This window comes from Actinosynnema pretiosum, from assembly GCF_002354875.1.
Lineage (GTDB): Bacteria > Actinomycetota > Actinomycetes > Mycobacteriales > Pseudonocardiaceae > Actinosynnema > Actinosynnema auranticum.
In genome coordinates, this window is sequence record NZ_CP023445.1 from 5419335 (window position 1) to 5439318 (window position 19984).

General features: G+C 76.8%; 6 protein-coding genes and 2 pseudogenes. 3 read left to right on the forward strand and 5 right to left on the reverse strand.

The window, feature by feature from the left end; translation table 11 throughout:
- Window positions 1–10: 10 nt before the first annotated feature.
- The 4 genes and pseudogenes from CNX65_RS23000 to CNX65_RS23015 form a co-directional block, all read right to left on the reverse strand.
- Window positions 11–1408 carry an aspartate aminotransferase family protein gene (locus CNX65_RS23000; RefSeq protein ID WP_096495622.1) on the reverse strand — a complete coding sequence of 466 codons (1398 nt, stop codon included), beginning with the start codon at window positions 1406–1408 and terminating at the stop codon, window positions 11–13.
- A complete protein-coding gene (locus CNX65_RS37965) occupies window positions 1395–8084 on the reverse strand; it encodes a type I polyketide synthase (protein WP_096495623.1) in 6690 nt (2229 codons plus the stop codon). The genes CNX65_RS23000 and CNX65_RS37965 overlap by 14 nt, the downstream gene beginning before the upstream one ends.
- Window positions 8085–8101: 17 nt before the next feature.
- Window positions 8102–13714 (reverse strand): annotated as a pseudogene (locus CNX65_RS23010) (thioester reductase domain-containing protein); the annotation flags it as partial.
- A 25-nt stretch (window positions 13715–13739) separates the two neighbouring features.
- Window positions 13740–16520 (reverse strand): annotated as a pseudogene (locus tag CNX65_RS23015) (type I polyketide synthase); the annotation flags it as partial.
- A 373-nt stretch (window positions 16521–16893) separates the two neighbouring features.
- On the opposite strand from CNX65_RS23015, the gene CNX65_RS23020 reads away from it, so the two are divergent.
- The 3 genes from CNX65_RS23020 (at window position 16894) to CNX65_RS23030 (ending at window position 19280) form a co-directional block, all read left to right on the forward strand.
- Window positions 16894–17430: an EF-hand domain-containing protein gene (locus CNX65_RS23020; protein WP_177154323.1), complete on the forward strand. Its 537-nt coding sequence runs from the start codon at window positions 16894–16896 to the stop codon at window positions 17428–17430.
- 52 nt (window positions 17431–17482) lie between these two features.
- Window positions 17483–18334 (forward strand): NAD(P)-dependent oxidoreductase, encoded by an 852-nt coding sequence (locus tag CNX65_RS23025; protein WP_096495627.1) that lies wholly within the window; start codon window positions 17483–17485, stop codon window positions 18332–18334.
- A gap of 91 nt (window positions 18335–18425) precedes the next feature.
- Entirely contained in the window at window positions 18426–19280 is an 855-nt protein-coding gene (locus CNX65_RS23030) for a hypothetical protein (protein WP_096495628.1), read from the forward strand.
- 191 nt (window positions 19281–19471) lie between these two features.
- Here the strand turns inward: CNX65_RS23030 and CNX65_RS23035 are convergent, their stop codons facing one another.
- Complete coding sequence (locus CNX65_RS23035; RefSeq protein ID WP_096495629.1) at window positions 19472–19852, reverse strand: peptidase inhibitor family I36 protein; 381 nt, start codon at window positions 19850–19852, stop codon at window positions 19472–19474.
- Window positions 19853–19984 lie beyond the last annotated feature (132 nt).

A 19984-nucleotide genomic window follows, 5' to 3' on the forward strand; every position in this document is an offset into this window, starting at 1 on the left:
CGGGCCGGCCTCACGCGGGCACGCCGCCCGGCGAGGTGCGCAGGACCGCGCACAGGGCGCGCAGCGCGTGCTCCGCGCGCCCGATCTCCTCGTCGGTCAGCAGGACCGACGGCTGGACGCGCAGCGTGGTCGGGGCGCTCGCGGTGGGCAGGACGCGGACCGCGTGCTCCCGCAGCAGGTACCCGGCCGCGTGGTAGCCGAACCGGGGGGCGGTGGAGGTGAACTCGACGCCCAGCATCAGGCCCCGGCCGCGCACCTCCGCGACCTGGTCCGGGTGGTCGGCGCGGACCCGGTCCAGCGCCTCGCCCAGGCGGGCGCCGCGCTCGGCGACCTGGCGGTAGAGGGCGCCGTCGTCGGCTTCCAGGAGGTCCAGGACCTTCGCGGCCAGGGCGGTGGAGAAGCCGTCGGCGGCGAACGTCGAGCTGTGGGTCAGCGAGAAGTCGCTGCGGAAGTGGGATTCCCGGATCAGGGTCACGGCTGCTTTCGCCAGGCCGCCGCCCAGGCTCTTGGCCAGCAGGTAGTAGTCGCCCCGAACGCCCTGCGGGGCGGAGGCAAGGAACGTGCCGGTGCGGCCCATCCCCGACTGGATCTCGTCCACCAGCACGGGGACGCCCGCCCCGGCGCACGCGTTCGCCGCCTCCGCGCCGACCACCCGGACGCCGCCCTCGCCCTGGACCGGTTCGACGAGGAAACCGGTCACCGCGGGGAGGTCGCGCTCGACCCGCGCCCCGTCGACCACGTCGGTGACGGTCACGCGTTCCGCCGCCAGGGCTTGGGCCACGGCCTCGGCGGTGGGCTCGACGAAGCGGCAGCGCGGGCCCACCCCCGCGAACGGCAGGCGGAAGTCCGGGTTGTGGGTCAGCTGGGCGCTGCCCAGCAGCTTGCCGTGGAAAGCGCCCTCCAGGGCCAGCAGGACCGGGCGGGTCGCCGCGCGTTCCGCGTTGGCGCGCCGGATGGTCGCGGCTTCCGCCGGGGGCAGGGCGGTCAGGTTCTCCTCGATCCGGGACAGGATCGCGGAGAGGTGGCCCTGGCGGACCAGTTCGGCGTGCTTGACCGCCGCCTCCACGGCCTCCGCGCCGCTGCTGGAGAACACCGCCGCGAACGGCTCCGGGTCCGCCAGCTCCCTGCGCAGGATGGTGTTCAGCCGCGCCGTCACGTCGGCGGCGGCGCGGTTGCCCGCGAACTGGGTGAACACCGGGACCTGGCGGTCCAGCAGCTCCTTGGCGAACGCCACCAGCTCGGGGTGGTTGTGCCCGAGGACCGTGGCGCCGTAGCCGCCGACCAGGTCCAGCACCGGTTCCGCGGAGTCCGCGCGGTACAGGGAGTTCCCGGACGCGCGGACGTAGTCCACGTCCAGCCCCAGCGCGTTCAGGTACCCGGTCAGCAGGTCGGGTTCAGCGCAGCGCATGGTCTTCTCCGTAGCCGTTGTCGATGAAGGCGAACAGTTCCTCGTTGGTGACCGCGACCGGGGCGGGGTCGGGCTTCGCGGGGGCGAGCAGGGACAGCAGGTGCTCGGCGACGGCGGCCGGGGTGGGGTGCTCGAACACCAGCGTCGCGGGGAGGGTGAGACCGCTCAGGTCGGACAGGCGGTTGCGCAGGTCGACGGCCATCAGCGAGTCGAAGCCGACGTCCCGGAACGCGCGGTCGGACGGTGCGCGGTCGCGCAGCCCCAGCACCACGGCCGTTTCCGCGCGGACGACGTCGGTGAGGAACGCCGGGCGGGCGTGCGGCTCCAGGTCGGCGAGCCTGCCGGGCAGGTCGCGCGCGGCGCGGTCGTCCCGCCGCACCAGGTGGCGCAGCGGGGCGGGCGCGGTGGGCGCGTCGCGCAGGGCGGCCGGGTCGAGCGCGATCGGGACCACCACCGGGCCCGCCGAGAGCGCCGCGTCGAGCATCCGCAGGTTCCGGGCGTCGTCCAGCGCGCGCACGCCCAGCCGTTGGTGCCTGGCCAGGTCCGACGCGCCCAGACCGGCCATCATGCCGCCCGACCACGGACCCCAGGCCAGGGAGAGCAGGTCGGGGCGGCGGTGCGCCAGACCGTCCAGGAACGCCGACGCGGCGGCGTAGGCGCCCTGGCCCGCCGAGCCGAGCACGCCCGCGATGGAGGAGAACAGGGCGAGGACCGCCAAGCCCGCGTCACGGGTGGCCTCCTCCAGGAGCAGCGCCGAGTCTACCTTGGCGCGGAACACCTCCTCCACCCGCTCGGGGGTCAAGCCCTCCAGGACGCCGTCCGCGAGCACACCGGCGGCGTGCACGACGGCGGTCAGGGATCGGCCGGACACCAGGGCGCGCACCGAGTCCCGGTCGCCGACGTCGCAGGCCAGCACCTCGACCGCGGCCCCGGCCGCGCGCAGGTCGGCGCACAGGTCCGCGGCGCCGGGCGCGTCCGGGCCGCGCCGGGACACGAGCACCAGCCTGCGGACGCCGTGCGCCGCGACGAGGTGGCGGGCGACGAGCGCGCCCAGGGCGCCGGTGCCGCCGGTGATCAGCACCTCCCCGGACGGGTCGAGCACCCGGCGTGCGCCTGCGCGGGCGCGGACCAGCCTGGGGACGAGCACCTCGCCGTCGCGGACCGCGCACTGCTCCTCGTCGGGCAGCACGTCATCGGGCAGCACGCCGTCGATCAGCTCGTCCACCAGCGCGAATCGGCCGGGGTGCTCGGCCTGGGCGCTGCGCACCAGGCCCCAGACCGCGCTCGCCACGGGGTCGACCGGCTCGCCGGGGCGCACCGCCACCGCGCCTCGGGTCACCACGAGCAACCGGCCGCGCCCATGGGTGGCCAGGAAGCGCTGCAGCGCCAGGAGAACCCCGCACACCACCGCGCGGGCCCGGTGCGGCTCCGGCAGGTCGGGCGCGTCCTGGACCCGCAGCACCTGGCACCCGGTCGCCTCGCCGCTCCCGTCCGCGGGGGTCCACCCGACCTCGTAGCCGGGGTGCTCGTCCACCGGCCTGGTCACCACGGAACCCACCACCAGCACGGGTTTCCCGTTCTCGTCGGCCAGTTCCGCGCGCAGCGACCCGGACTCGCGCGCCAGCCGCACCCGCACCCGCTTGGCCGCCCCGTGCCGCACCACCCGGTTCCACGCGAACGGCACCCCGGAGTCGCCGAGCAGCAGCGCGGTGTGCACGGCCGCGTCGACCAGCGCCGGGTGCAGCGCGAAGCCCCGATCGTCGGGGCCCTCCACCTCCGCGAACACCTCGCCGTCGCGCCCCCACGCCGCCCGCAGGCCCTGGAACGCGGGGCCGTAGTCGTAGCCGAGACCGGCCGCGCGGTCGTAGAAGTCCGACACGGCAAGGGGTTCCGCGCCGGGGGGCGGCCAGGTCGACGCCCAGGGCACGTCCGGCGCGTCCTCGGGCTGCGGGGCCACCCGGCCGGACGCGTGCCGGACCCACCCGGCGGCGGCGCGCGCGTGCGCGGCCACCTCGCGCCGACCGTCCTGGCCCGCCGCGCCGATCCGGATCCGGACCTCCGCGTCCTCGGGCGGGAGCGGCTCGGTGATCAGCAGCTCGTCCACCACCGGGCAGCCCACCCGCTCGCCCGCCCGCGCGACGAGGTCCAGCCACGCGGTGGCGGGCAGCACCGGCGCGCCGGACAGCGCGTGGTCGGCCAGCCAGGGCTGCGCGGACGTGGACACCCGGCCCGCGAGCACCAGTCCCCCGGTCTCCGGGTCCTCCACCACGGCGGTCACCAGCGGGTGTCCGGTGGGGGCGGGGGTCAGGCGCTCGGCCCAGAACCTGGTGCGCTGGAACGGGTACGGCGGCAGCGCGCCGGGTGGGCCGTCCGGCAGGAAGCGCCGCCAGTCCACGTCCGCGCCCGCGACGAACAGCTCGGCCGCCGACCGCGCCACCCGCTCCGGTCCGCACTGGCCCCGGCGCAGCGTGCCGACCACCAGCGCGCCCGCGACGCGCAGCGGCCCGCCCAGCACCGGGTGCGGGCCGACCTCGACGAAGGTGTCGAAGCCCTCCGCCGCGAGCGCCCGGACGACGGGTTCGAAGCGCACGGTCCCGCGCAGGTTGCGGTACCAGTGGCCCGCGGCGAGCGGGGCGGTGACCCAGGTCCCGGTGGTGGCCGAGAACCACGGCGTGGCAGGGGTTACCAGGGTGCCGCCCAGCGCGGTCACCTCGGCGCGGACCGCGTCCACGGCGGTGGTGTGCGGGGCGTAGTCCAGCTCCAGGCGGGTGGCACGCACGCCCAGCGCCGCGCAGCCCGCGGCGAACCGCCCGACCGCGTCGGGGGCGCCCGCGACGACGGTGACGCCGGGTTCGTTGACCAGCGCGACCTCCACCGGCGCGTCCCACTCGGCGATCCACCGCAGGGTCTCGTCCTCGGGCAGCGGCACGGACAGCACCGCGCCTGCGGCCATGCCGGTCGCGATCGCCCGCGCCCTGGCCACGACCAGCCGCGCGGCGTCCGCCAGCGGGAGCGCTCCCGCGACGCACGCGGCGACCAGCTCGCCCTGCGAGTGCCCGACGACCGCGTCCGGGACCACGCCGCAGGAGCGCCAGACCTCGGCCAGCGACACGGCGAGCGCGAACAGCACGGGCTGGAGCACCTCGGTGGGCAGCCGCTCGTCGCGGCCGAGGACCTCGCGGAGGGACCAGTCGACGTGCGGCGCCAGGGCGCGCTCGCACTCGGCCATCCGGGTGGCGAACACCTCGTCCCGCGCGAGCAGCTCGCGGCCCATGCCTGCCCACTGCCCGCCCTGGCCGGGGAACACGAACGCGACCCGGCCGCGCGGCTTCGCGATCCCGGTGACGACGCCGGGCGCGGTCCGCCCGGCCGCGACCGCCGCGAGTCCGGCGCGCACGTCGCCGAGGACGACGGCGCGGTGCTCCCAGGGCGCGCCGGTCGCGAGGGTGCGCGCGGTGGCGGCCGGGTCGGTCACGGTGGCCAGGTCGGCGGCGCGGGCGGCGAGGGCCTCGGGGGTGCGGGCGCTGAACGCGAGCAGGGGCGGGTCGACCGGCCGGGAGGCGGGCGGAGTAGCGGGAGCCGGCTCTGCGGCGACCAGCCCCGCGGGGCGCTGCCCAGCGGCGGCCGGTTCGGCGACAACCGAGTCAGCGACAACCGAGTCAGCGGCAACCGGTTCAGCGGCCACCGGCTCAGCTGCAACGGGATCAACGGCCACCGGCTCATCGGGTGCCTGCTCCAGCACCACGTGCGCGTTGCTGCCGCTCAGCCCGAACGCCGACACCGCCATCCGGCGGGGCCGGTCGACCTCGGGCCACGGGCGGGCCTCCGTCAGCAGTTCCACCGCGCCCGAGGACCAGTCGATGCGGCTGCTCGGGCGGTCCACGTGCAGCGTCTTGGGCAGCAGTCCCTCCCGCATCGCCAGCACCGCCTTCACCACCCCGACCACGCCCGCGGCGGCCTGGGTGTGGCCGACGTTCGACTTCACCGAGCCCAGCAGCAGCGGCGTGGTCCGGTCGCCGTACGCGGCCAGCAGCGCCTGCGCCTCCACGGTGTCGCCGAGCGTGGTGCCGGTCCCGTGCGCCTCCACCGCGTCGACGTCGGCCGGGGACAGCCCGGCGTCGGCCAGGGCCGCCCGGATCACCCGCTGCTGCGCCGGTCCGCTCGGCGCGGTGACGCCGTTGGACGCGCCGTCGGAGTTGATGGCGGAACCGCGCAGCAGCGCCAGCACCCGGTGGCCGTTGCGGCGCGCGTCGGACAGCCGCTCCACCACCAGCGCGCCGACGCCCTCGGACCAGCCCGTTCCCCTCGCCCCGTCGGCGAAGGAGCGGCACCGGCCGTCCGGCGCGAGGCCGCCGAGCCGGGAGAACTCCACGAACCCGGCCTCCGAGGTGATCACGGTCGCGCCGCTGACCAGCGCCAGCTCGCACTCGCCGTCGCGCAGCGCCCGCGCCGCCAGGTGCAGCGCCACGAGCCCGGACGAGCAGGCGGTGTCCACGGTCAGCGTCGGACCGCCGAGGCCGAGCGCGTACGAGACCCGGCCGCTGGCCAGCGCCGCGAGCCCACCGGTCAGCCGGTGACCGTCCACACCGGACTGGAAGCGCTGGTCGTAGTCGTTGGCGAACAGCCCGGTGTAGACGCCGACCTGCCGCCCGCGCAACGAGGTCGGCTCGATCCCGGCGCGCTCCAGCGCCGTCCACGCGGTCTCCAGCAGCAGGCGCTGCTGCGGGTCCATCGCGAGCGCCTCGCGCGGGGCGATGCCGAAGAAGGCGGCGTCGAACAGGGTCGCGTCGTCCAGGAACCCGCCCTCCCAGGCGGTGGTGCGGCCCGGCGCCCCCGGTTCCGGGTCGTGCAGCGCGGGGTCCCAGTCCCGGTCGGCGGGGAACGGGGTGATCGCGTCGCGCCCCTCGGTCAGCAGGCGCCAGAACGACTCCGGGCCGGTGACGCCGCCGGGCAGACGCACGTCCAGGCCCACGATCGCGATCGGTTCCGCTTCGACCGGCGCGGTGGTGGCGGGCGCTGGCTCGTCGCCGCCGAGCAGCCTGGCCACGGCGGCGGGGGTGGGGTGGTCGAGCACCAGGCTGGCGGGCAGCGCGAGGCCGGTCGCCTCGACCAGGCGGTCCCGGAACTCCAGCGCCGCCAACGAGTCGAAGCCGAGGTCGGCGAACGTGCGGTCGCGCGAGCGCGGCGGCCGGTGGCCGAGGACGGCCGCGATCACCGACTCGACCGTGCCGAGCGGGTCGGCGGGCGCGAACAGGGCGCGCAGGGCGGTGTGGTCGACCTTCCCGGTGCTGCTGCGCGGGATCGCGGCCACGGCGAGCACCCTGGTGGGGGCCTTGTAGGCGGCCAGCTTCCCCAGCGCGTGCGCCCGGACGGCCTCCGGGGTCAGGCCCGCGCCGACGACCGCCGCCGCGACGACCTCGCCGCGCTCGGGGTGCGGCAGCCCGGTCACCGCCACGTCGGACAGCCCCGGCAGGTCGGCGAGCGCGTGCTCGACCTCGGCGGGGTAGACGTTGTCGCCCCCGGTGATGATCATGTGCTTGAGCCGGTCGACCAGGGTCAGGCAGCCGTCCTCGTCCAGCACGCCGAGGTCGCCGCTGCGGTACCAGCCGTCCGCGTCGAACGCGGCGGCGGTGGCCTCGGGGTTGTTCCAGTAGCCCGAGCTCACGATCGGCCCGCGCACCCGCGCCTCACCCGGAACCCCTTGCGGCACCGGCAGCCCGCTCTCCGGGTCGACCACCCGGACCTCCACGCCGGGCAGCGGGAACCCGGTCGACCCGGCCTTGGCGGTGGTCAGCGCGGCGGGCAGGCAGGTGATGTAGCTGGTGGTCTCCGTGGTGCCCCACGCCTGCTGGAGCATGACCCCGTGCTCGGCGTACCGGCGGACGAGGCCCGGCGGCACGGGCGCGCCGCACACGATCGGCGCGCGCAGCCGCGACAGGTCGGCCTCGGCGAAACCGGGGGCCCTGAGCAGCGAGGCGAACATCGACGGCACCGCGAACACCGTGTTGACGCCCAGCCCGACCAGGTCGCGCAGGGTCCGGTCCGGGTCGAAGGCGCGGCGGACCACCGTGGCGCCGCCGCGCTCCAGCGAGCGCAGGGTGAAGCAGTTGAGGCCGCCGATGTGCGCCAGCGGCGTGACGACCAGGTTGACGTCGTCGTCCCGGAGGTCGGTCAGCGCGGCGATGCCCTCGTGGCTGTGCCGCAGGTTGCCGAACGAGATCCGCACGCCCTTGGGGCGGCCGGTCGTGCCGGAGGTGTACAGCAGCAGCGCCAGGTCGTCGGCGGCGCGCGGCAGCGGCTCGGCGTCGAACCCGTCGTCGCCCGCGCCGGGGTCCAGCGCCGGGACCGGGTGGCCCTCCGGGGCCCGGCCGACGACCACGCGCGGGTCGCAGTCCGCCAGGACGGTGCGCGCCTCGCCGGGGGTGAGCCGGTGGTTGACCGGGACGAACACGGCGCCGACCCACGCGCACGCCAGGTGGGTCACGAGCAGGTCGGGGTGGCTGGGCCCCAGGTACGCGACCCGGTCGCCGGGGACGACGCCGGAGCCTGCCAGCGCGCCCGCCAACCGCCGGGCCCGCGCGGTCAGCTCCGGGTAGGTCACGTCGCCCGCGTCGTCCAGCAGCGCCGCCCCCCGGTGCGCGCGCACCGCGAGGACCGGGTTGAGATCAGCCTGCATCCGTTGCCTCCCAACGGTCACGTGGCGGGGAACCAGCCCGCGCGCACGAAGAAGTTGACGTACCGGGCGACCAGGTCCTTGTCGATCTCCGGGCAGGTGACGCCGGTGCCCGCGAGCGCGGCGGCGGTGTCGGAGGTGTCCAGGCGCGGGTAGAACACCCGGCCCTCGACCAGGTCCGCGAACGAGTCGAGCAGCGGCGCGAGCGCGTTGTCCCGGTCCACCAGCGAGCGGAACTCGGGCAGGTCGACCGGGCGCACCGGGTAGCCGAACGAGCGCAGGTGCTCCAGCAGCTCGCCGTACGTGCCGCCGTCGGGGTTGTGCAGGTGGAACGTGCCGCCCGCGGGGCGCCGGGCGATCGCGGTGATGGCGGCGCTGACGTAGTCGACCGGCACCAGGTGCACCGGGCCGTCCAGCCCGACCGGGGCCGCGCCCGCCTGCACGACGCCCTTCACGCTCAGCCACACGAAGTCCCGCGTCTGGCAGGCGCCGTTGACCTGGTCGCCGCACACCACGTCGGCCCGGTGCACGGTGACCGGGATGCCGCGCTCGCGCGCCAGGTCCACCACCCGCTCGGCGACCCACTTGCTGCGCGCGTAGCCGTTGCGGAGCTTCTCGGGCGAGCCGGTCGGGTCGTGCGGGCCGGGCCGGTCGACGACCGCCTCGGAGAACACGGCGGTGGACGAGACGTGGTGCACGGGAACGGTCCGGTGCCGGGCGGCCAGCCGCAGCACCTCGCGCGTGCCGCCGACGTTGGCCGCCCTGAGGTCCTCGTAGGGGCGCAGCCAGTTCACCTCGGCGCCCGCGTGGAAGACGCCGTCCACCCGGCGCGCCAGGTCGTCGAACACCTCCTCGGACAGGCCGAGCAGCGGTCGCGCGAGGTCGCCCGCGACCACCGTGACCCGGTCCAGGTCGACCTCCACCCGGTACCAGTCCAGGTTCGCGCGCAGCCGGGCCAGGCCGTCCTCCCCGCGCACCAGGCAGTGCACGCGCGCGCCGGTGCCCGCCAGCAGGTCGCGCAGCAGGAACGCGCCGACGAACCCGGTCGCGCCGGTGAGCAGCAGCTCGCGCGGCTCGGTCACGGTGGTGACGACCTCGGCGGCGGCCGTGATCTCCTGCGGGAGCACGACGTCCGCCCACAGGTCCACTGCGGACCGCGAGTCGGAGGCGCGTTCCAGGAACGCGGCGACGGCCTGCGGCGTCGGGTGGTCGTACACCAGGCTCACGGGGAGCTTCCCGCCGGTGGCCGCCGCCAACCGGTTGCGCAGCTCCACGGACGCCAGCGAGCCGAAGCCCAGGTCCGCGAACGACTCCCCCGGCCGCACCGGTCGGCCCAGCATCCGCGCGGTCTCGCGCAGCACCAGCTCCAGCGGGGGGAGCGCGGCCTCGCCGCACACCGGTCTGGCGGGCGCCGGGGCCAGTCCGGCGAACAGCGGGGGCACCCGGCCCTCGGCGGGCCGCCACGGGGTGGCCACCACCACCGGCCGCCCCACGCGCACCGCCGCGTCGAGCAGGTCCGGGCCGGTCCGCGCCGTGACGAGGCCGAACCCGGCCGCCGCGACGCGCTCCCGGTCGGCCTCGGTCATGCCGCCCGCCAGGCCGGTGTCCCAGGCGCCCCACAGCACGGAGGTCGCCGGGAGCCCGAGGGCGCGCCGGTGCTCGGCCAGGCCGTCCAGGAAGGTGTTCGCCGCCGCGTAGGCGCTCTGCCCGGCGCTGCCCACGACGCCCGCGATGGAGGAGAACAGGGTGAACGCGCCCAGGTCGCGGTCCAGGGTCGCCTCGTGCAGGTTCCAGGCGCCCAGGACCTTGGGGCGCAGCACGGCTTCCGCGCGCTCGGCGGACAGCCCGGTGATCAGGCCGTCGTCCAGCGCGCCCGCCGCGTGCACGACCCCGCTCAGGTCCGGCAGCCCGGCCACGAGCCGGAGCACCGCGTCCCGGTCGGTCACGTCGCAGGCCACGCGCGCGGTGCGCCCGACCGGCAGCACCCGCACCCCCGGCTGCCCGGCCAGGTAGCGGGCCACGACCCGCCCGAGCGCGCCCTCGCCGCCGGTGACCAGCACGGTCCCCGGCCGCCACGGCGCGGCGAGCGCGGGCTCGACGCGCACCACGCGCGGCACGGTCACCACGCCCGCGCGCAGGTCGGCCTCGGGCTCGCCGGAGGCGATCACGTCGCCCAGCAGCGCGCGGGACGCGGGGTGGTCGTCGGTGGTGATCAGCGCGACCCGGTCCGGGGCCTCGGCGTGCGCCGCGCGCACCAGGCCCCGCAGGGTCGCGGTGGCCAGCGCGTCCAGCGGGGCGAGGAGCACCAGCCGGTCGGCGCGGTCGGCGGCCAGGTGCGCCTTGACCAGGTCGAGCGCCCCGAGCGCCGCCGCCAGCGCGCCGGGACCGTCGTCGGGACCGGTGACGCGGACCGGCGTCTCGCGCGGTCGGCCGCGCTCCACGGTGATCGGCACGCGGTCGAGCCCGAAGACCGGGGTGTCGACCGGCGGGGCGAGCCGTCCCAGCGCGATCTCGGCGGAGAGCACCGGCTGTCCGTCCACTGCGGACATCAGGACCCGGTCGCCGTCCACCTTGATCCGCACCGCCGTCGCGCCCGAGGCGTGCAGCCGCAGGCCGCGCCAGCGCACCGCGTCCCCCGGCCCGAGCGCGCGGACGGCGGCGTCGAGCAGGTCCGGGTGCACGGTGAAGCGCCCGGCGTCGGCGACCTCGGCGGTGGCGTCCGCGCCGTCGAACGCGAACGGCGCCGGGCGCGCGGCGAGCGCCAAGATCCCGTGCGCGCAGCGCTTCCACGCGGCGTGGGCGCGGGTGTGCACGGTGAACGACCGGTCCGGCTCCACCACGACCTGCACGTCACCGGCCTCGGGTTCCCGCTCGACCACCAGCTCGGCCACCAGCGGGCAGCCGACCCGGTCCCCGGCGTGGATCGCCAGCTCCGCCAGCGCCGAGGCCCCGCCCCGCCACCGCCCGCTGAGCACCAGCCGTCCCGCGCCGCCGACCTCGACCTCGTGCGCCAGCACCGGGTGCGCGCCCGCCGCGACCGCCGACTGCTCCAGCCAGAACCGCTTGCGCCGGAACGGGTGCGGCGGCAGGTCGACCCGCCGAGCGCCGCTGCCCGCGAACCACCCGGCCCAGTCCACCGGGACGCCCGCCGCCCACAGCGCGCCGAGGGCGTCGACGACCGCGTGGCACTCCGCCCGACCGGTCCGCAGCGCGGGCACCGCCACCGGCCCGTCGACCAGCGCGGACAGCACCGCCGCCGGTCCCAGCTCCAGCACCACCGGGGCGTCCAGCGCCGCCGCCGCGTCCGCGAACCGCACCGGGAGGCGCAGCTGCGCGCGCCAGTAGGCCGCGTCGGGCCGCTCGACCGGCCGCCCGGTCACCGCCGACACGAACGGCAGGCCGGGCGCGGTGAACCGCAGCGCGGACAGCTCGCGCTCGAACTCGTCCAGCACCGCGTCCACGTGCGGCGAGTGCGCCGCACGGGTGATCGCGAGCCGGGACGTCCGCCGCCCCCACGAGCCCACCGCGGACACGACCCGGTCCACCTCGTCGGCGTCACCGGACACCACCAGCGACCGGGGCGCGTTGACCGCCGCGACGCCGACCCGCTCGCCCAGCAGCGGCCGGAGCTCGTCCTCGTCCGCCTCGACGGCCGCCATCGCGCCGGTGGTCGGCAACCGGTCGAGCAGCCGCCCCCGGACCACGACCGCGCGCGCCGCGTCCGCCAGCGGCACCGCGCCCGCCGCGTGCGCCGCCGCCCACTCGCCGATCGAGTGCCCCACCACCGCCTCCGGCCGCACGCCCCACGAGGCGAACAACCGGGTCAGCCCGACCTGCAGGGCGAACAGCGCGGGGTGCGCGAGAGCCATGTCCGCCAACGGGTCCCCGGATTCGAGCACCTCCAGCAGCGGCCGGTCCAGGCTCCGGTCCAGCTCCGCGCACGCCGCGTCGAACCCGGCCGCGAACTCCGGGAACCCCGCCCGCAGCGCCAACCCCATGCCCGCGTGCTGCGCGCCGTGCCCGGTGAACAGGAACGCTACCCGCCCGCCGACCACCTGCGCAGGCGCGACGTCCCGCAGCCCGGCGCGCACCTCGGCCAGGTCCGCGCCCACCGCGACCGCCCGCCACGGCAGCGCCGCCCGCCCGGCCAGCTCCAGCCCGGCGTCCTGCACCCGCGCGTCCACGTCCCCGAGCCGGTCGGCCAGCGCGCGCACGGCCTCCGGGGACCTGCCCGACAGCACCCACGGCACGACCGGCGGCGGCGTCCCGACCGGCTCGGGAGCCTCGGGCGCCTGCTCCAGGACCACGTGCGCGTTCGTCCCGCTCACCCCGAACGACGACACGGCGGCCCGGCGCGGCTCCCCCGTCTCGGGCCACGGCCGCGCCCGCTCCAGCAGCTCGACGCCGCGCCAGTCGACCAGCGGCGTCGGCCGGTCCACGTGCAGGGTGCGCGGCAGCAGGCCGTGCCGGATCGCCTGCACCACCTTGATCACCCCGCCGACGCCCGCCGCCGCCGTGGCGTGCCCGATGTTCGACTTGAGCGAGCCGAGCAGCAGGGGCCGCTCGCGCTCGCCGCCGTAGACCGCGACCAGCGCGTCGGCCTCGATCGGGTCGCCGAGCCGGGTGCCCGTGCCGTGGCCCTCCACCGCGTCGACCTGCGCGGCGGTCAGCCCGGCGTCGCGCAGGGCCGCGCGGATCACCCGCTGCTGCGCCCGCCCGTTGGGCGCGGTCAGGCCGTTGGACGCGCCGTCGGAGTTGATCGCGGTGCCGCGCACGAGGGCGAGCACCCGCCGCCCGTCCCGGACCGCGTCGGAGAGCCGCTGGAGCACCAGCAGCCCGACCCCCTCCGACCAGGTGGTGCCGTCCGCCGCCTCCGCGTAGGACTTGCACCGCCCGTCCGGGGCGAGCCCGCGCGTGCGGGAGAAGTCCACGAAGCCCAGCGGGGTGGCGTTCACCGCGACCCCGCCCGCGAGCGCCAGCTCCGACTCGCCCGAGCGCAGCGACCGCACCGCCAGGTGCAGCGCGACCAGCGACGACGAGCACGTGGTGTCCACGGAGACAGCGGGGCCCTCGAAGCCGAAGGTGTAGGCCACCCGCCCGGCCACGAGCGCGCCGAGCCGCCCGGTGAGCAGGTAGCCCTCGTGCTCGGAGGGGTTGTCGGAGCCGAGGTAGGACTGCTCGGTCACCCCGGCGAACACACCGACGTCCTTGCCGCGCAACACCTCCGGGTCGACACCCGCGTGCTCGCACGCCTCCCACGCGGTCTCCAGCAGCAGCCGCTGCTGCGGGTCCATGACCATCGCCTCGCGGGGCGTGATGCCGAAGAACGCGGCGTCGAACGTGGTCGCGGACGGCACGAACCCGCCCTCCCTGGTGCACGAGGCGCCGGGCCGGTCCGGATCGGGGTCGTAGGTGACGTCCCAGCCCCGGTCCTCGGGGAACGGGGTGATCGCGTCGCGCTCCTCGCGCACCAGCCGCCACAGCCCGGCCGCGTCCTCGACGCCGCCGGGGAACCGGCACGCCATGCCCACGACCGCGACGGGCTCGTGCTGCCGCGCCTCCAGCTCCGCGACCCGAGCCCGCGCGACGCGCAGGTCGGCCGCGGTGCGCTTCAGGTAGTCGACCAGCCTCGCCTCGTCCGACAACGGCCCGTCCTCTCTAGTGCGCGCGCCCGAACTCGGCGTCGATCAGGTCGAGCAGGTCGTCCGGGGAGGCCGAGCGCAGGTCGTCGGGGACGGTGAGCGCGCGCAACCGGTCCACCAGCTCCGCCGCGCGCTCCGGCGGCAGCTCGACCAGCAACCGCTCCAGCCGCTCGACCTCGGCGTGCCCCGGCGGCCTCGGCGCGGGCAGCACCTCGGCGACCAGGTGGTCGGCGAGGGCGGCGGGCGTGGGGTGGCTGAACACGGCCGTCGGCGGGAGCGGCGCGCCGCACAGCCCGGCGAGCCGGTCGCGCAGCTCGACCGCGTCGAACGAGTCGAAGCCGAGCTCGTGGAACGGCCGGTGCTCGCCGAGTCCGCCGGTGTCGGCGAGCCCGAGCACCTCGGCGGCCTGCTCGCGCACCGCCGCCAGCACCAGCGCCCTGCGGTCCGCGCCCGGCTCGGTCAGCCGCTCGGCCAGCGCGCCGGTCCCGGTCGCGGGCGCGGTGTCGAGCCAGTGCCGGGTGCGCTGGAACGGGTAGGTCGGCAGGTCCACGGCGCGCGCGCCGGACCCGGCGTGGAAGGCGGTCCAGTCGACGGCCGCGCCGCGCGACCACAACCGGCCGAGCGCGGTCACGGCGGCGCGCGGGCCGTCCGGGCCCAGCGCGGGCACGAGGACCACGTCGGGCGCCGGGTCGCAGGAGCCGACGACCAGGGCGGTGGTGATCTTCTCGGCGGCGAGCGCGCCGGGGAGGTCCGGGTGCGGGGTCTCGGCCGGTTCGGCGAGGAGGAGCCGGACCGCGGCGGGCAGGTCGAGCGCCCCGGTCAGGTGACCGGTGGCGGCGGCGTCGGCGATCAGCAGGTCCGGGGTCACGCCCCAGGAGGCGAACAGCCGCGCGGTGGCGACCTGGACCGCGAACCTGGTGGTCTCGGGCGCCTTCGCGCGGGCCGGGTCCTGCCGGGCGGCCTCCGCGCGGACCTCGTCGAGCGCGGCCGTGAACACCGGGTGGACGCGCGGGTCGGCGTCGTGGGGCAGGTCGCCGGTGAGCAGGAACGCGGTGCGCGGGTGCTCGGGGACCACGTCGACCGGTCCCGGCGGGCCGCCGTCCACCAGGGCGGTGCGGTGCTCGAACGCGGTGCGGGTGGTGGCGAGCGAGTGGCCGACGTCGTGCGGCGACCCGGCCACGCCCGCGAGCCGGGCGACCTGCTCGCGCACCGCGCCCGGCGTGCGCCCGGACACCGGCCACAGCGCCGGGGTGGCGGCGCGGGCGGCGGTTGCCGGGGTTGCTCCCAGCGGGGGTGCTTCCAGCGGGGGTGCTTCCGCGGGAGCCGCACCGAGGAACGCTCCGCCGGGAGCCGCTTCCCCTGGAGCCGCCCCAGCGGAGGCCGTCCCACCAGAGGCCGCCCCAGCGGAGGCCGCCTCGTCGGGCGCCTGCTCCAGGACCACGTGGGCGTTCGTGCCGCTGAACCCGAACGACGACACCCCCGCCCGGCGCGGCCCGCCCGAGTCCGGCCACGGCCCGCTCTCCCGCGCCACCACCAGGCCGCACGAGCCCCAGTCGACGTGCCCGCTCAGCGGCCCCGCGATCCGGGTGCCCGGCAGGAGCCCGGTGCGCATCGCCTCGACCACCTTCAGCACCCCGCACACGCCCGCCGCGCTCTGGGCGTGGCCGACGTTCGCCTTGACCGAGCCGATCGGCATCGGCCGCCCCGCCCCGCGCGCCGCGCCGTAGACCTCCCGCAGCGCGCGCAGCTCGACCTCGTCGCCCAGCGGGGTCCCGGTGCCGTGCGCCTCCACGTAGTCGACCTCGGCCGGTTCCAGGCGGGCGTCCGCGAGCGCCGCGCGGATCACCGCCCGCTGCGCGCGCCCGTTCGGCGCGGTCAGGCCGTTGGACGCGCCGTCGCAGTTGACCGCGCTGCCGCGCACCAGCGCCAGCACCGGGCGCCCCTCGCGGCGGGCGCGGGAGAGCCGTTGCAGCACCAGCAGGCCCGCGCCCTCGCCCCACACCGCGCCGTCCGCGTCCGCGGCGAACGGCTTGCAGCGGGCGTCGGGGGCGAGCGCGCGGTGCCGGGCGAAGCCGGTGAACGCGTCGGGGGTGGACATCACCGCGACGCCGCCCGCCAGCGCCAGGTCGCACTCGCCCGAGCGCAGCGACCGCACCGCCAGGTGCAGCGCGACCAGCGACGAGGAGCAGGCGGTGTCCAGCGCGATCGCGGGCCCCTCCAGGCCCAGCAGGTAGGCGATCCGGCCCGCCGCGAGGCTGCCCGCGACGCCGGTGACCAGGTGGCCCTCCAGCCCGCGCGCGTCCGTGCCGGGCAGGCGGCCGTAGTCGCCGTACATGACGCCCGCGAACACGCCGGTCCGGCTGCCGCGCAGGGTCGCGGGCACGATCCGGGCGCGCTCCAGCGCCTCCCAGGCGATCTCCAGCAGCAACCGCTGCTGCGGGTCGGTCGTGGCCGCCTCGCGGGCGGAGATCCCGAAGAACCCGTGGTCGAACAGGGCAGCGTCGGGCAGGAAGCCGCCCTCGCGCACGTAGGTGCGGCCGGGCGCGTCCGGGTCGGGGTCGTGCAGGTCGGCGGGCCAGCCCCGGTCCAGCGGGAACGGGCTCATCGCGTCGCCGCCGTCGGCCGCCAGCCGCGCCAGGTCCTCGGGCGAGCGCACGCCGCCGGGGAACCGGCAGGCCGCGCCGACCACGGCGATCGGGTCGGACTCGCGCGCCTCCAGCTCGGCGACGCGCTCGCGCGCCTGGACGACCTGGGCGACCGCCTGCCGCAGGTAGCGGCCCAGCCGCTGCTCCTCGGACTCCCCCACCCCGACCTCCCCGCTCGGCCCGACGCGCCAGCCGGTCCGACCCCGGCCGGTCCGGACGACGGGGCACAGTAACGACGGGCACGGCCGCCGCGTCGCCGCAGGGAGCGCGACCGCCGCGCGCCGCCGGGCCGTCCGCCCCGCTGACCACCGGCAACCGCCCGAGGCGAACCGGCCGACATTCACTCGAAGGAGGGTTCACGTGCGGGCGTGGCGACGTCGAGTCCGATGTGGACCGGCTCCGTTCACGCGGTGGGGGGCAAATGATGACCCGATGCGCTGTTGTTCCCCCGCTCCGGTTGACGCTCTCCTCCGGACCTCAGGAGGGTTGGCGGTGCAACGTGATCAGCGATCGGAAGGAAAGCCCGTGGCAAGCATCGACCTGCTCGAGCAGAAGCTCGGCTCCGACTTCGACGCCCTCGACGCGAACGGCGACGGCTTCCTCTCCCCCGAGGACCTCACCCAGCGCGTGGAGGCGACCCGCATCGCCCTCGGCGACATGGCCGACCCGTCGAAGTACGGCGCGCTGCACGCGGCGACCATGCAGTGGTGGGACCAGATGTCCGGCATCAGCGGCGCGGTGCCCGGCCAGCGGGTCAGCCGCACGGAGTACATCAGCGCCCACATCGAGGCCGACCAGACCACGATGAACGCCGCGCTGATCCCGTTCGTGGACGCGCTGTTCGACTACGTCGACATCGACGGCAGCCAGCAGCTCACCCGCGAGGAGTTCATCGCCTTCGCCTCGGCCTGGAACATCCAGGACCCGGAGGCGGCGTTCGACGCGCTCGACGTGGACGGCTCCGGCTCGCTGACCAAGCAGGAGTTCCAGAAGTTCATGCAGGACTTCTACACCAGCACCGACCCCAACGCGCGCGGCAACAACCTCAACGGCCCCATGTGATCGTCCCGGCAGGCCCACCGGCTGCCCGAACCAGCGAGGAGGAAGGCAGCCGATGGGCGTGCCCCACCCCGAACCCGTGAGCGTGCTCGGCCTGGGCCGGATGGGGTCCGCGCTGGCCCGCGCGTTCCTGGCCGCGGGCCACCCGACCTCGGTGTGGAACCGCACGCCCGCCAAGGCCGCGCCGCTGCTCGCGCTGGGCGCGTCGGCGCTCGGGGACCCGGCGGACGCGCGCGGCCTGGTCGTGGTGTGCGTGTCCGAGCAGGAGGCGCTGCGCGAGCTGCTGGCCGACCACGCGGGCCGCACCGTCGTGGGGGTGTGCCTCGGCACCAGCGCCGACACCGGGCGGACCGCCGCCGAGGCCGGGCGGCGCGGCGTGGGGTTCCTCAAGATGTGCCCGCTCACCACGCCCGAGGACCTGGGCGGCCCCGAGTCGATGACGGTGCTCGGCGGGCCGCCGGAGCTGTTCGAGCGGCACCGGGACACCCTCGGGGCGCTGGGCGAGGTGATGCACCTGGACCCGGACCAGGGCGTCGTGGCGGTGCTGGACCTGGCCGCGTTCGACGTGTTCCTCGCGGGCCTGATGACCGTGACGCACGCCGTGGCGCTGATGCGCTCGGTGGGGTTGAAGGCCGAGGACGGCGTGCCGCTGCTGGAGGGCACCCTGAAGTTCGTGGCCTCGCTGGTCCCCGGTTACGCCCGCAGGGTCGACGCGGGCGAGCACGAGCCCGACCACTTCCCGCTGCGGATGCTGGCGGACGACGCGGGGTTCCTGCGCGCCGAGTGCGCGGACCGGGGCGTCGACCCGCTGTTCGTGGACGGGATGCGCGCGGTGCTGCGGGGCGCGGCGACGCGCGGGCGGGCCGAGCGGGCGGTGACCTCGCTGGTGGACGACTTCAGCCGGTGAGCGGGCGGGCCCCCGAACGCCGTACTTGAAATTTCATCGATTTGGCCGATAGTGGGAAGCGCCGCCGCGAACGACGTCCGACAGGAGTGTCATGCGGAACCGCTTCACCCGACTGCTGGCCGCGTCCGGCGCGGCGCTCGTGCTCTCCGCCCTGGCGACGGCCCCCGCGCACGCGCTGGTCGACTGCGCGCCCGACCCGTGGGAGGTCGACGACGTCCCCGGCGCCGCGGCGGCCCCGATCGCGCCGGGCGAGACCGCGCACCGCGCCATCTGCCAGGAGCGCGACCCGCTGCCCGGCAAGACCCAGGCGCGGGACGTCGACTGGTTCGAGTTCACCGCCGTCGAGGGCCAGGCCTACACCGCGGAGGCGGTCCAGGTCGGCGCGGGCCTGGTCAACAACGCCGACCGGGGCGGGCTCGGCGTCGGCTTCCACCGGGTCGAGGCGGACGGCTCGCTGTCCTCGGTCGAGCAGAGCACCAGCCCGAACGGCGACCGCTCCACCAGCGTCCCGCTGAGCGCGGGCACCTACCGGATCGGGGCGGCCACCGCCGACCAGCAGGTGTACCCGAAGGACAACGTGCTGGCGACGAAGACCGTCCAGGGCGCGGACGGCCTCTACAGCGTCCGCCTGACCGCGACCGCGCCCCCGCCGGTGCTGTCGTCGCTGACGATCAGCCCGAACGCCGTCAAGGGCGGCGACACGGCCACCGCCACCCTGGTGTTCAGCGGCCCGGTCCTGAAGGGCGGCACGTACTTCTTCCTCTCCAGCGACGACCTGTACGCGGCCAACCCGACGGGCAGCCGGGTCGTGCCGGAGGGCACGACGACGGTGAAGATCCCGGTGAGCACCCGCCGCGTCGCGGTCGACACGCCGGTGACGTTCACCGGCCAGGTGGTGTGGGTCGGCGACCGCCTGACCGACGTGCTGACCGTCCACGGCGGCTGACCGGCGTGCTGCGGGCGCGGGCGAACGCGCCCGCAGCACGGTCAGTCCACAGAGGATGGTCGGCTTCCTGGTGCCGGGGAGGCGGAGCAGCCGCACCCCGCCCCGCGCGCCGGGCAGCGTCGTCGGGCTGGAGCGCCGTCACTGGCCCGGCCCGCGCGGACGAGGTCCGGGGCGTGCGCCGCGGACCGGGCTCACTGCACCCAGGCGCTGTTGGCCGCGATGGTCAGCTCGGACTGGCTGGAGCCCGCGTCGACCGGGTACGGGTGGCCGGTGCAGTCGTCGGTGAGGAACAGCGCCATGGTCCTGGTGGAGGTGTTGACCGCCGAGCGGGCCCGCTCGCCCCAGCCGTGCTCGACCAGGTCGACGCAGGTGGCGGTGCCGGGCGGGAACGGGGAGGCGGTGAAGCGGGTCCCGGTGAAGCCGGTCCGGTCCCACAGGCAGAGCGTGCCCGCGAACTCGCAGGTCGCCAGTGCCTCGGCGTCCGCGACGGCGGTGGCCGCGTGCGCGCCGGGTGCGGCGGCGAGCGCGAGCAGAGCGGCGGCGAGCGCGGCGATCGGCTTGCTGGTGGTCATCGCTTCTCCTTGTCCTGCGACGGGTGCGCGCAGCGGCGAGGTCGCCCACCGGTTTCCCTTGCGCTCTGACGAGACCACCGCGCGGCGGGCGCGTCAAGGCAGGCCCCGGAGGGGTGTTCGCCGCGCATCGGG